This window comes from Salinibacterium sp. CAN_S4, from assembly GCF_015752305.1.
In the GTDB taxonomy this organism is placed as follows: domain Bacteria; phylum Actinomycetota; class Actinomycetes; order Actinomycetales; family Microbacteriaceae; genus Rhodoglobus.
In genome coordinates this window covers 231,508-244,103 of the sequence record NZ_JADOVB010000002.1, presented here as the reverse complement: position 1 = coordinate 244,103, position 12,596 = coordinate 231,508, and the positions used below count along the sequence as shown (strand labels likewise).

General features: G+C 66.3%; 14 protein-coding genes. 9 read left to right on the top strand and 5 right to left on the bottom strand.

What is annotated here, in order from left to right; all coding sequences use genetic code 11:
- The first annotated feature begins 1 nt into the window (after position 1).
- Positions 2 to 1,522, top strand: coding sequence for an ABC transporter permease (locus IWX81_RS07475; protein WP_199280697.1), 1,521 nt, complete (start codon positions 2 to 4; stop codon positions 1,520 to 1,522).
- Positions 1,519 to 2,604, top strand: coding sequence for an ABC transporter ATP-binding protein (locus IWX81_RS07470; protein WP_199280696.1), 1,086 nt, complete (start codon positions 1,519 to 1,521; stop codon positions 2,602 to 2,604). The genes IWX81_RS07475 and IWX81_RS07470 overlap by 4 nt, the downstream gene beginning before the upstream one ends.
- A gap of 44 nt (positions 2,605 to 2,648) precedes the next feature.
- Here the strand turns inward: IWX81_RS07470 and idi are convergent, their stop codons facing one another.
- Positions 2,649 to 3,176, bottom strand: coding sequence for an isopentenyl-diphosphate Delta-isomerase (gene idi / locus IWX81_RS07465; protein WP_199280695.1), 528 nt, complete (start codon positions 3,174 to 3,176; stop codon positions 2,649 to 2,651).
- A 17-nt stretch (positions 3,177 to 3,193) separates the two neighbouring features.
- Here idi and IWX81_RS07460 point away from each other — a divergent pair, with 17 nt between their 5' ends.
- Genes IWX81_RS07460 through IWX81_RS07440 form a run of 6 tightly spaced genes read left to right on the top strand, consistent with a single transcriptional unit; the run spans position 3,194 to position 8,315 of the window.
- Positions 3,194 to 4,264 carry a polyprenyl synthetase family protein gene (locus IWX81_RS07460; RefSeq protein ID WP_199280694.1) on the top strand — a complete coding sequence of 357 codons (1,071 nt, stop codon included), beginning with the start codon at positions 3,194 to 3,196 and terminating at the stop codon, positions 4,262 to 4,264.
- Positions 4,261 to 5,160: a phytoene/squalene synthase family protein gene (locus tag IWX81_RS14975; RefSeq protein WP_334593493.1), complete on the top strand. Its 900-nt coding sequence runs from the start codon at positions 4,261 to 4,263 to the stop codon at positions 5,158 to 5,160. The genes IWX81_RS07460 and IWX81_RS14975 overlap by 4 nt, the downstream gene beginning before the upstream one ends.
- A 30-nt stretch (positions 5,161 to 5,190) precedes the next feature.
- Positions 5,191 to 6,774 carry a phytoene desaturase family protein gene (crtI, locus tag IWX81_RS14970; RefSeq protein ID WP_334593491.1) on the top strand — a complete coding sequence of 528 codons (1,584 nt, stop codon included), beginning with the start codon at positions 5,191 to 5,193 and terminating at the stop codon, positions 6,772 to 6,774.
- On the top strand, positions 6,771 to 7,112 hold the full coding sequence (locus IWX81_RS07450; protein WP_199280693.1) for a lycopene cyclase domain-containing protein: 342 nt from the start codon (positions 6,771 to 6,773) through the stop codon (positions 7,110 to 7,112). Before crtI ends, IWX81_RS07450 begins: the two co-directional genes overlap by 4 nt.
- Positions 7,109 to 7,462, top strand: coding sequence for a lycopene cyclase domain-containing protein (locus IWX81_RS07445; protein ID WP_199280692.1), 354 nt, complete (start codon positions 7,109 to 7,111; stop codon positions 7,460 to 7,462). Before IWX81_RS07450 ends, IWX81_RS07445 begins: the two co-directional genes overlap by 4 nt.
- Entirely contained in the window at positions 7,455 to 8,315 is an 861-nt protein-coding gene (locus tag IWX81_RS07440) for a prenyltransferase (protein ID WP_199280691.1), read from the top strand. Before IWX81_RS07445 ends, IWX81_RS07440 begins: the two co-directional genes overlap by 8 nt.
- A gap of 21 nt (positions 8,316 to 8,336) precedes the next feature.
- On the opposite strand, the gene IWX81_RS07435 is transcribed toward IWX81_RS07440, so the two are convergent.
- Both IWX81_RS07435 and IWX81_RS07430 read right to left on the bottom strand, forming a co-directional pair.
- The gene (locus tag IWX81_RS07435; RefSeq protein ID WP_199280690.1) at positions 8,337 to 8,834 is read right to left on the bottom strand and encodes a hypothetical protein; all 498 of its coding nucleotides are present in this window, start codon (positions 8,832 to 8,834) and stop codon (positions 8,337 to 8,339) included.
- Positions 8,835 to 8,843: 9 nt separating this feature from the next.
- The gene (locus IWX81_RS07430) at positions 8,844 to 9,386 is read right to left on the bottom strand and encodes a hypothetical protein (RefSeq protein ID WP_199280689.1); all 543 of its coding nucleotides are present in this window, start codon (positions 9,384 to 9,386) and stop codon (positions 8,844 to 8,846) included.
- A gap of 58 nt (positions 9,387 to 9,444) precedes the next feature.
- On the opposite strand from IWX81_RS07430, the gene IWX81_RS07425 reads away from it, so the two are divergent.
- The gene (locus tag IWX81_RS07425; protein ID WP_199280688.1) at positions 9,445 to 10,182 is read left to right on the top strand and encodes a MarR family winged helix-turn-helix transcriptional regulator; all 738 of its coding nucleotides are present in this window, start codon (positions 9,445 to 9,447) and stop codon (positions 10,180 to 10,182) included.
- Positions 10,183 to 10,262: 80 nt separating this feature from the next.
- Here the strand turns inward: IWX81_RS07425 and IWX81_RS07420 are convergent, their stop codons facing one another.
- On the bottom strand, positions 10,263 to 11,051 hold the full coding sequence (locus IWX81_RS07420; protein ID WP_199280687.1) for an isocitrate lyase/PEP mutase family protein: 789 nt from the start codon (positions 11,049 to 11,051) through the stop codon (positions 10,263 to 10,265).
- An 89-nt stretch (positions 11,052 to 11,140) separates the two neighbouring features.
- The gene (locus tag IWX81_RS07415) at positions 11,141 to 12,544 is read right to left on the bottom strand and encodes an MFS transporter (protein WP_199280686.1); all 1,404 of its coding nucleotides are present in this window, start codon (positions 12,542 to 12,544) and stop codon (positions 11,141 to 11,143) included.
- Between the last annotated feature and the right edge of the window lie 52 nt (positions 12,545 to 12,596).

Genomic DNA, 12,596 nt, shown 5'->3' with positions numbered 1-12,596 from the left:
CTTGCGCCCGCTCCGCGCGCCGACGTGGCTCGTCGTCTGCGCCGTCGTCGCCGCGTCGATCGCGTCGATTCCGCTCGTCTACCTGGCGGTGCGCGCGAGTGAGGCCGGCATCACGACGATCGCGGAGACGCTCGGGCGCGGGCGGGTGCTGCAGTTCACCCTCAATTCGCTGGGGCTCGCCGCCGCCGTCACGCTGGCGTCACTCGTGGTGGGCACGGCTGTCGCGTGGGTCCTGACCAGGGTACGCGTGCCGTTTCCGCGGGTCTGGCTGCTGTTCTCCGCCCTGCCGCTCGCGGTTCCGTCCTATCTCGCGTCGTACGGCTGGCTCGTCGTGTTTCCGACCATGAATGGATTCTTCGCCGCCTGGCTTCTCATGACGGCGGTGTGCACTCCCTACGTCACCCTGCCCGTCGCGGCGGCGTTCCGCGCGGTGTCGGCAGACATGGAGGGAATCGCGCGCACCCTCGGACACGGTCCCGTCCGCGCCTTCTTCGCCGTCACGTGGCCGCAGGTGCGACCGGCGGCGGCCGCGGGAGCCCTGCTCGTGTGCCTGTACACGCTGAGCGACTTCGGACTGGTGTCGATGTTGCGGTTCCAGACCCTCACGTGGGGAATCAATGCGGCGTACGGTGCGAGTTTCGATCGCAACCAGGCTGCGATTCTCGCCCTGTTGCTCGTGGCCATCGCCCTGATCGTCGTGGCCGGGGAGCGTCGTTCCCGGAAGTTCGCGCCGGCCGGTTCGGCTCGAATGGCGAGGCCCAGGGTGGTCTCCCGAACTTTTCTGCTCGCACTCCTTCCGCTCGTCGTGGCGTCGCCCCTCGTGGGCGTGGCGATACCGCTCGGTGGACTCGCCGCCCGACTGTTCCAGGCCGAAACCCTCAGGGAGATCGATCCGACCCGATTGCTCACCGCCGTCGGATCCACCCTGGGCGTAGCTGTGCTTGCTGCGGTGTGCGCGGTGGTCCTGGCGCTGCCCATCGCCGCGCTCGCCGCTCGATACCGGGGCAGGCTGGCCATGACGATCGAATCGCTCGGGATGATCGGACACGCGCTTCCCGGCATCGTGGTGGGTCTCTCCCTGGTCTTCTTCGCGCTCGCGGTGGTGCCGTCGCTGTACCAGAGCGTTGCGGTGCTGGTCTTCGGATATGTCGTGCTCTTCCTCCCCAAGTCGATCGGCACAGTGCGCGCGGGGATCTCGGCGGTTCCGCCCAGGCTCGCGAGTGTCGCGAGAACCCTCGGACTCTCCCCGTGGCAGGCGTGGTGGAGGGTCACGGCACGACTCGCGATGCCCTCCGTCGGCGTGGGAGCACTCCTGGTGGCCATCGCGACGATGAAGGAGCTTCCCGCGACACTGCTGCTGCGTCCGACCGGTGTCACTACGCTGGCGACAGAACTGTGGTCTCGAACCGTTATCTTCGAATTCGGAGCGGCAGCGCCCTATGCGGCAGCGCTGGTGCTGGTCGCGGCGCTGCCGGCGGTGGCGCTGTCCGGAGTGCGTGGACTCGCGAGGGAGGAACTATGAGCGGCGTCAGCGTGAAGGGGCTCCGAGTCGCGTACGGCGACTCGACACTGCTCGACGGTGTCGACCTGGAGATCGAGCCGGCGAGTTTCGTCGCCGTGCTCGGACCGAGCGGGTGCGGAAAGACCACGTTGCTGCTGAGCATCGCCGGGCTCACGCCCGTGGCCGCCGGCACGATCAGCATCGGCGGTCGCCAGCTCTCGGCCGCGGGATCCACGGTGCCGCCCGAGAAGCGCGGCGTCGGTTGGGTGCCGCAGGAGGCATCTCTTTTCCCCCACCTGAGCGTCGCCGACAACGTCGCGTTCGGCCTTCGCCGCAGTGGCCTGTCGCGCAGAGCTGGTACCGCCACCGAGAGGGACGCGCGCGTTGCCGAGCTGATGCGCCTCGTCGGTCTTACCGGGTACGGCAATCGTGCACCGTCGCAGCTCTCGGGCGGGCAGGCCCAGCGGGTGGCGCTGGCGCGTGCCCTCGCTCCGAAGCCCGAGGTGCTCCTGCTCGACGAGCCGTTCGCCGCGCTCGACACCCAGTTGCGAGGTTCGCTGCGCCTCGAGGTCGCCGAGTTGCTGCGGGCCCAGCGCACCACGAGTATCCTCGTGACCCACGACCAGGAAGAGGCACTGTCGCTCGCCGACCGGGTGGCTGTCATGCGCGACGGCCGGATCATCCACAGCGGAACGCCGGCAGAAGTCTATGACCGCCCCGTCTCGCGCTGGGCCGCCAGCTTCGTCGGGGATGCCGTCGAGCTCACGGGTCGCTGGCACAACGGTCGTGTGGAATGCGCGCTCGGGTCGGTCGAGGCCGAGGCCATGGGCTTCGAACCGGCCGAGGGAGCGTCAGTGGTGCTGGTGCTTCGGCCGGAGTGGATAGTGTTACGGCCCGGTTGGTTGGCTCACGCGGTCGAGAGCGCTGAGGCCAGGGTGACGGGCATCTCCTATGCCGGGCACGACGCGATGGTGAGTTGCGCGCTCGTCGACGGGAGCGTCATCCGTGTGCGACTTCCCCCGTTCGAGGTGCCCGCGCTCGGGGACCAGATGCGGCTTGCCGTGCGTCGCCCCGGGCTCGCGTACCCCACGGGGCTGGCGTAACCCACGGGGCATGGCGCGGGCCAGGCCTGAGGGTCTCGGGTGCGCTACTCGGCGGCGAGCTGTTCGAGCTGCCAGCCGAGCCACGGGCTGAACGCGTACGGCGCGGCTGCCGCTGCCAGATGCAGCGACTCCGGGGCGACCCAGGCGAATTCGGCCACCTCGGCGGGGTTGGGGTCGACCACATCCGAGGTGACCGCCCGGAACACCGGGCACACCTCGTTCTCGACGATGCCCGTCGCATCGACGGCACGGTAGCGGAAATCCGGCAGCACGATCTCGAGTGAATCGATGGTGATGCCGAGCTCGAACTCAGCGCGACGGCGGATCGCGGCATCCATCTCCTCGCCGGGCGCGGGATGCCCGCAGAAGGAGTTGGTCCAGACGCCCGGCCAGGTGAGCTTCGACAGGGCCCGGCGGGTGACGAGCACCTGCCCGAGTGCGTTGTAGACGTGGCAGGAGAACGCGAGGTGAAGCGCGGTGTCCGTCGTGTGCACGTCGACCTTGCCGGCGACTCCGATGGGGTTCGCGTCATTGTCGAGCAGGACGACCTGCTCAGGATGTTGGGTGCTCATCGCGGTAGTCTGCCTATATGGATGGATCGGGGCTGCTCGACCTCTCTCGCGAGAGGCAGGTGCAGGTCGACGCCGTGCTGGCGCGCTTCTTCAGCCTAGCCAAGAACCGCGCTGCAGCCTTCGGCTCGCAGTACGTGACCCTGTGGGAGACACTCGAGAACAACACCGTCGGCGGCAAGCGATTCCGGCCCAGGATGGTGATGTGCGCCTACCAGTCACTGGGTGGCGACGATCTCGAGGCCGCAGCCAACGTCGGGGCCGCGTTCGAGCTGCTGCACACCGCGCTGATCGTGCACGACGATGTGATCGACCACGACTTCACCCGACGGGGTTCGCCGAATATCGCCGGGACGTACCGCGATCGGGCCACAGCGGAAGGGGCATCCGCCAGGGTTGCCGACCACAGCGGAATCTCGGCCGCCGTGATCGCGGGAGACCTCGCACTTTTCAACTCCTACCGACTGATCGACCGCAGCGGTGTCTCAGACCAGATGCGAACCAGGCTGCTCGAGGTGATGGATGACGCGCTCTTCGCTTCGGCGGCGGGCGAACTGATCGACGTCGACTTCCAGATCGCGGCTGAGGTTCCCCGCGTCGACGACATCCTGACGATGGAGCGCTACAAGACCGCCGTGTACTCGTTCGAGTGCCCCCTGCAGGCCGGGGCAATTCTCGCGGGAGCGTCGGAAGAGGTCGTCTCGACGCTCGGTGACTTCGGCAGGGAAATCGGGATCGCCTACCAGATCGTGGATGACCTGCTCGGGGTCTTCGGGCTCGAGGCGGAGACCGGCAAGACCACCACGGGTGACCTGCGCGAGGGCAAACGGACGGTGCTGATCGCGTACGCGACGAGCACGCGCGAGTGGGCTGACGCATCTTCGATGTTCGGGGACCCCGATCTCACCGATGAGCAGGCCCAGTCCCTGCGAGACGTGCTCATCGAGTGCGGCGCGCGGTCATTCGCCGAAGGGCTCGCGCGCTACTACGCGAACCGGGCGCTGGCGCGGCTGGCCGAGCCGCACATCCCGCCCGCGCTGCGTGCGGAGCTTCATCCGGTGGCAGATTCCGTGCTCGGAAGAGTCAAGTGAGCACCGGCAGGCTTTCGCTGTATGACCGTGTCGCCGAGGAGACCGCGAGCGTGGTCATCCGGCGGTATTCGACATCATTCGGGCTCGCCGCACGGCTGCTCGGCCCCGGTGTGCGCCAGCACGTCGAGAACATCTACGCGCTGGTCCGCGTCGCCGACGAGATCGTGGACGGTGCAGCCGAAGACGCCGGGCTCGATGTCGTAGGGGCGGGCCGCGTGCTCAACGAACTCGAGGCCGAGACCGAACGCGCCATGGAGCACGGGTTCAGCAGCAACCTCGTCGTGCACGCTTTCGCGATCACGGCGAGGGAGGTGTCGTTCGGCACCGAGCTGACAGCGCCGTTCTTCGAGTCGATGCGCGCCGACCTCAGCGCGAAGGTGCACGACCAGGCCAGCTTCGAGCGGTACGTCTACGGCTCGGCTGAGGTCGTCGGACTCATGTGCCTGCAGGCTTTCCTGCTCGGGGAGAACGTCACAGATCACGCCAGGCTCGAGACCGGTGCGCGAGCCCTCGGGGCGGCATTCCAAAAGGTGAACTTCCTGCGGGATCTCTCGGCAGACTTCGAGACTCTCGGTAGGAGCTATTTTCCGGATGTCGCTGTCGACTCGTTCGACGAGGCGACCAAGTCGCGGCTGCTCGACGACATCGACGCCGATCTGGCCGTCTCCGCTGCCGTCGTTCCCGACCTTCCCCGTTCCTCCCGCCGCGCTGTCGCGCTCGCCCAGTCGCTGTTTGCCGAGCTCTCGGTGCGGTTGCGGGCCACGCCGGCGTCCGAACTCATCCACACCAGGATTCGCGTGCCGAATCCGGTGAAGGCGCGCCTCGCGCTCGCCGCAGCCATGGGGGCGACACCGTCACCAGGAGTACGAACATCACCAGAAGGAGCACAGTCGTGAGGGCAGTACAGTCATGAGAGGAGCACGGTCGTGAGTCGCGTCGTCGTCATCGGTGGAGGAATCGCGGGGCTCTCCACCTCGGCCCTGCTTGCGCGAGACGGTCACGAGGTGACCCTGCTCGAGGCCCGCCCCGCCGTCGGTGGCCGCGCCGGATCGTGGGAGAAGGATGGATTCCGGTTCGACACCGGGCCGTCGTGGTACCTCATGCCGGAGGTCTTCGACCACTTCTTCAAGCTGCTCGGCACCAGCGCAGACGAACAGTTGAGCCTGGTAACCCTCGATCCCGGTTACCGGGTGTTCTTCGAGAACGAGTCGGAGCCGATCGACATTTCCTCCGACCGCGCAGAAAACATCGCGCTGTTCGAATCGGTCGAGAAGGGCGCGGGGAAGAAGCTCGACGGCTACCTCGATTCCGCCGAGGAGACGTACACCCTCGCGAAGAAGTACTTCCTCTACACGACGTTCGCCGACTTCCGTCCGCTGTTCAATCGCGAGGTGCTCTCGCGGGCCGGCAAGTTCATCCGCCTGCTGCTGCAGCCGCTGTCGAGTTTCGTGGGTCGCAGGTTCAAGGATCTGCGGCTGCGCCAGGTGCTCGGCTACCCCGCGGTGTTCCTCGGATCGTCCCCGTACCTCACGCCCAGCATGTACCACCTCATGAGCCACCTCGACCTGAGCGATGGTGTCCTGTATCCGATGGGCGGGTTCACTCGCGTCATCGGCAGCATCGAAGACCTGGCCGAGGCGCAGGGTGTGACGATCATCCGCGGTGCGCGTGCCACGAAGATCCAGGTCCAAAATGGCGCGACGACCGGCGTGACGTATGTGACCGATGGCGAGACAGCGTTTGCCGCCGCCGACATCGTGGTCTCGGCCGCGGATCTGCACCACACGGAGACCCAGTTGCTCGAGCCAGAGCAGCAGACCTACCCCCAGCGCTACTGGGACACGAAGCTCGCGGGTCCCAGCGCCCTGCTCCTCTACCTGGGCGTGAAGGGTTCCCTTCCCGAGCTCGAGCACCACACCCTGCTCTTCACGCGCGAATGGGAGAAGGGATTCAACGCGATCTTCGGAGACAGGCCGACGGTTCCCGACCCCGCGTCGCTCTACGTCTGCAAGCCGAGTGGTGTCGATCCGGATGTCGCCCCCGAGGGTTTCGAGAATCTCTTCGTACTCGTCCCGATCCCCGCAGACCCCACCATCGGTCGCGGATCGATCGAGGGCACGGAAGACGTGAGCGACCCGAAGGTCGAGGCGCTCGCCGACCGTGTCATCGAGCAGATCGCGGACTGGACCGGTGTCTCAGATCTCGCGTCACGCATCACCGTGCGGAGAACTCTCGCCCCAGGTGACTTCGAGCACGACCTCAACGCCTGGAAGGGAACGGCTCTCGGGCCGGCGCACACGCTCAAGCAGAGCGCATTCTTCCGGGCCGGGAACGTGTCGAAGAAGGTGAAGGGACTGTACTACGTCGGCGGCTCCACGATCCCCGGCATCGGCCTTCCCATGTGCCTCATCAGTGCGGAACTCATCGTGAAGCGACTCCGCGGGGACACCACGGCGGGGCCGCTCGCCGAACCGCTCGTCTCGAGCGTCGCCGCACTCAGAACGTCATGACCCTGCTGTACCTGGCAGCGCTGCTCGTGGCGCTGTTCGGAATGGTCATGCTCGACCGCCGCTTCACCCTGTTCTTCTGGAGGGATGCCCGCCGGGCCGTCGTCGTGCTGATCGTCGGGGTGCTGTTCTTCTTCGTCTGGGATCTCGCCGGGGTGGGCAGCGGCATCTTCTTCCGCGGCGAGACCTCGTTCATGACCGGGCTTCAGGTGGCGCCCGAGATCCCCGTCGAAGAGATCTTCTTCCTCACGCTGCTGTGCTACTTCACGATGAACGTCTACGGCGCAGTATCCACCAGGGCAGTATCCGCCACACTGCGGCGATCGGGGGACGCACGGTGACGTACTGGACTCTCAATGCGATCTTCCTCGCTATTGTCGCGGTGACCCTTGTCGCGGCATCCATTCTCGGCCGCCGTCGGCTGAGCTGGCCGGCACTCGGGATCACGCTCGCCGTGCTGCTCGTGATGACCGCCGTCTTCGACAACGTGATGATCGGCATCGGGCTCGTCGCGTACAACGAATCTCTCATCAGCGGAGCGTTCATCGGCATCGCACCTCTCGAGGACTTCGCGTACGCGGTTGCGGCCGTCGCCGGTCTTCCGTCGTTGTGGGTGCTGCTCGGTCGAGGTCGCGGCGAGCCCTCGTCAGGCGCGACAACCTCATCAGTTCAGGAGCCGGGCAATGCTTAAAGCGCTGTTCGTGTCGTCCAGGCCGTTGAGCTGGGTCAACACGGCCTTTCCTTTTGCCGCGGCATACTTCCTGACGACCCAGCGCATCGACCTGACTCTCGTGCTCGGCACGCTGTACTTCCTGGTGCCGTACAACCTGGCGATGTATGGCATCAACGATGTCTTCGACTACGAGTCTGACCTCCGCAACCCCCGCAAGGGCGGTGTCGAGGGTGCGCTGCTCGATCGGCGGATGCATCGCCCGACCATCATCGCCGCGATCGTCACGAACGTACCGTTTCTCGTCTATCTCGTGGTCGTCGGCAGCCCGCTGTCGTGGGGGGTGCTCGCGATCAGCGTGTTCGCGGTTGTCGCGTACTCGGCGAAGGGACTGCGTTTCAAAGAGAAGCCGTTCCTCGACTCCCTCACGTCGAGCACGCACTTCGTCTCACCGGCCGTCTACGGGCTCGTGCTCGCGGGTGCCGTCTTCAGCCCACAACTGTGGGCGCTGCTTCTCGCGTTCTTCCTGTGGGGGATCGCGTCGCACGCCTTCGGTGCTGTGCAGGATGTCATCGCGGACCGCGAGGGCGACATCGCCTCGGTCGCGACGGTGATCGGCGCGAAAGCGACGGTACGGCTCGCGGTAGTCGCCTACCTGCTCGGGGGAGTGCTGCTGCTGTTCACCGAGTGGCCGGGGCCGCTCGCGGCGATCCTCGTGCTTCCGTATGCCGCGGTCTGTGCACCGTTCTGGAACGTGACGGATGCCGCCGCGGACACCGCCAATCGTGGCTGGCGCCGGTTCCTGCTGCTGAACTTCATCACGGGCTTCCTCGTCACCATGCTGATGATCTGGTGGCGGCTCGCGTTCAGCTGAACCCTGCTGAGGGATTCGCGGTCAGTCGTTCCACCCCAGGTTGCGCGCGACCCGTTCCAGCACCGCGACGGTCTGTTCGTACTGCTCGGGGGTGACCCCTTCGGTCGCGAGCGTGCGCTGGGCATCCACGACTCCAGAGAGGCTGTCGATCGCGACGCGACCGCGATCGGTCAGTGCGTAAAGGTTGCCCGTCACGGTCACCCAGTTGCTCTCGACGAGTTCGGCGAGGTGCGACACGGAAGACTCGGCAGTCCCGGCTGAGAGGGTGTCGGCCGAATCAGAGTCGGCATCAGAGTCGGCATCAGAGTCTGCATCAGAGTCTGCAGGCAGAGGCGCAGACAGGAATGGCGCCACCGCGGCATCCAGTTGCTCCACCGTCGCGTTCTCGCGAGCGAGAATGTTCAGGAGTTGCCACTGGCGCCGCGTGACGCCGTGTTCCTCGAGTGTCGAGGCGAATTGCTCATCGATCATGCGATCGACGAGCTTGAGCCAGAATCCGATCGGTCGAGGTGTGTCCATGATTCGACACTATGCCTCGGGCGACCCGGTGGGAACGTCCGGCGCGGTTTCGCCGCGATTGCTGGCGGGGCCGGGACCGTGGCCGGGGCCGGGGGCGGGGGCGGGGGCGGGGGCAGAGGCAGAGGCAGGATGCCGCGGGCCGGAGGGATCCGCCTTTCCGAAACGATCCGGGCGGCCGAAGCGACCCGGGCGACCGAAGTAATCCGGGCGGCCGAAGCGGCCTGTTTCCCCGAAGCGGCCCTTCCCATCGACGCTGCCAGTACCATCGAAGCTGCCAGTACCGTCGAAGCGGCCGAACCGGCCACCGCGGAATCTGCGACCGTGGCCGCGGCCATCATCGCGCTGCTCGTGCTCGCTCTCGGTCCAGCCGAGGTTGCGGGCCATGGTTTCGAGGGTCGCCATGGTGGTGGCGCAGTCCTCATCGGAAATGCCCTCGCGGGCCTTGTCCCCGAGCGACGCGCGGTATTCGCGAGTCAGCTGGTGTTTGCGATGTTCTATGGCTCGGAGCCAGAAATTGGGGCGGGGTGTTCTTTGTTGTTCAGGGGTATTCATAGGTGTGTCCTTAGTGTGTAGATGTATGTCATATGACAACAGTTGTAAGATTACATACATGGATCACGGACGTCAAGAGTCATCACGTCGGCCAGACCCCGAGGGCACACGGCCTCCGGTGGGAAGCCCGGATCCTGAGGTGCAGCACGATTCTTCGACCAAACAGGACCCGATTGCGCGGGTCGAGCAGGCGCTCAGCGCGATGAGGTCGCGCCAGTTCCGCGGGGACGCTGGCGGTCCCGGGCGAAGAGCGGGCGGGGGAGGCCCACCGTGGGCTCGCGGACTACGGCCCGGTCAGACAATCGACCCTGCCGATCATCAGAAGCACCACAACCACGGGGACAGCAACCACCCGGACAGCCACCACCAGGACAGCCACCACCAGGACAGCCACCACCAGGACAGCCACCAGGCGGGATCCCCGCAGCAGCCGGCCGCTCACGACCGCGTCGGCGGTGCCGCACGCTTCAGGCTGCTGGATGCCCTCATCACGGCAGAGTCAGCGAGCCAGCAGGTGGGTGTCTCGGAGGTGGCCCAGTCGATCGGGGTCGACCAGCCCCGGGCGAGCCGGTTGATCAACGAGGCAGTTGATCGCGGACTCGTCACACGCACGCCTGATCCCCGGGATGCTCGGCGCAGTGTCGTGAGGATATCGGAGGCCGGGCGCACCATGCTCGAGGTCGCCAGGTCTCACCGGAGGTCAGCAGTCACCGATGCCATGTCGGAATTCACCGCGGAGGAGCAGGCCAGCTTTGCCGACCTGTTCTCCCGATTCGTGGCGGCGTGGCACCGCTGAATCAAACGGACCTAAACCAAACGGACCTAAACCAAACGGACCTAAGCCAGGCGGCCAGCTATATCAGGCGGCCAGCCCGGCTAGTAGCTGAAGCCGAGCTCTGCCGGGTACTCGCCGAGCGCCGTCAGCTGTGTCGTGGCGGCCTGCAGGTGGGCAAGGGTCAGTCCCAGGGTGCCGGGGCCGAAGCTCACCCGTGACACTCCCAGCTCGGCGAGCTTCTTGACAGGCACGGATGTGGGGTTGGAGATGACAGACACCTTGCCGTTGATGTCGGCCAGCGCCCGGGCCACCTTCGCTTCGTCACCGAGGCCGAGCACGAAGATGCAGTCAGCGCCCGCGGCGAGGTAGGCGTTCGCCCTGGTGATCGCGTCATTCCATTCGCCACCACCGGCGAGGGTGTCGACCCTCGCGTTGATGGTGATCGGCACGCCTGTCGCGTCACCGGCGGCGCGCGCAGCGGCGACACGCGAGACCGCGGTGTCGATGTCGAACAAGGGGGCCTTCGGCTGGCCGATCGAGTCTTCGATGTTGAGGCCGGCGGCTCCGGCCTCGATGAGGGCTTCGACGTTGGACTGCACCCCAGCGGCATCCTGTGCATAGCCCTTTTCGAAGTCGACACTCACGGGGATCTCGACGGCCGCGGCTATAAGCCTCGCCGTGGTGAGGGCCTGCTCGATGCTGAGTCCCTCGCCGTCGTCGACACCGTGCGCGAAGCTGACCGCGTGGCTCGCCGTCGCGAGAGCCTTCACGCCAGGGGAGCCTGCAACGATTCTCGCGGTGACGGCATCCCACACGTTGGTGACGATGAGCGGAGTTCCTGGGACGTGGAGGGAGCGGAGGAGTTCGGCTTTGGCTGCGGTGGTAGTCATGACTCCAGCCTGTCCGAGCCCGCTGACAATGGCCAGCGGGATTCGGACGATACCGTCAATGGCCTCTCAGGGTCACTGACGAGCGGAGCTCACTGCTGCCTGACGTGTTTCGGCAGCTTCACCAGAAGCAACAGCACGAGGCCGACGGCGAGCACGAGCACGATTCCCAGGATGCCCCACACTGTCGCGCCGAACAGGGCGATGAGCCCGGCCCACAGCAGCGGCGAGATGAAGCTCGCGGCGCGCCCGGTCGTCGCGTAGAGGCCGAAGATCTCGCCTTCGCGACCTGCCGGCGTCACGCGTGCCAGCAGTGATCGGCTGGAAGCCTGCGCCGGCCCGACGAACGCGCACAGCAGCAGCCCACCTACCCAGAACACGATGTCACCCTGGCCAGCGAGCAGGAAGACGGCGAGCCCGGAGACGACGAGACCGACCAGCGCCGTCACGATCACGGCGCGCGCCCCGAACATGTCGTCGAAACGGCCAGCGATAATCGTCGAGATTCCCGCGACGAGGTTGGCAGCAATGCCGAAGACAACGACCTGCAGAAACTCGAAGCCGAAGACCGCTGAGGCGATAACCGCCCCGAACGCGAACACCCCGGCCAGGCCATCCCGGTACACGGCGCTGGCCAGCAGGAACCAGAACGTCGGGCGTGATTCGCGATACAGCTTGCGGATGTCTCGCACCAGCACGCCATAGCTGGCGAAGAAGCCGACTGTGGGCCCCTTCGACGTCTCGGGGAATTCCGGCACATTCAGGATGAACGGGATGGTGAAGAGGATCGTCCAGAGTGCACAGCCCACCGCGACGAGCCTGAAGTTCAGACCGTCGTCGAGCGCTGCCTGAGACATCCCGAACCAGCCGGCGAATTGCGAAGCGACAACGATCACGAGCGCGACGATGCCGCCGATGTAGCCGAGCCCCCAACCGAGCCCGCTCACCTTTCCCACGGTCTGACGTGTCGATACCTGCACGAGGATCGCGTTGTAGTTCACGCCAGCGAGCTCACCGAACACGCTGCCGATCGCGATCAGCCAGGCGCCGTACCAGAAGAACGACGGCTCGGCCTGAGTGAAGAACAGCAGGGCTGTGACGATGACGAGAGCCGCCGTGTACACGAGCACCCAGAACTTGCGACGGCCTGTGCCGTCGGCGCGCTGGCCGAGCACGGGGGCGAGCAGGGCGATCGCGAGCCCGGCGATTCCGGTGGTGAGGCCCAGGCCGCTCGCGAGGTCGGCGATCGCCCGCACCTTGAGTGGGTCGTCGTCGCCGAGCGCCGCGACATCCGCTGGTAGGAAGACGTCGGTAACCAGGTACAGCGCCGTGAAGACGAAGGTGAGGATGACCGAGTTGAAGGGCTGCGTGGCCCAGTCCCATAGCGCCCAGGAGACGACCTGGCGACGGGGGATGATTTTCCCGTCCTGCAGATCGAGCCCCACGGCCGCAATGGCCCCGGTGTTTGCCGCTGTGGGAACCGTCTTCTCCGTCATGGTGACACGCTAGTGGCTCGCAGTGGTCAGTGGGTTAACCGGATGTCCCTAT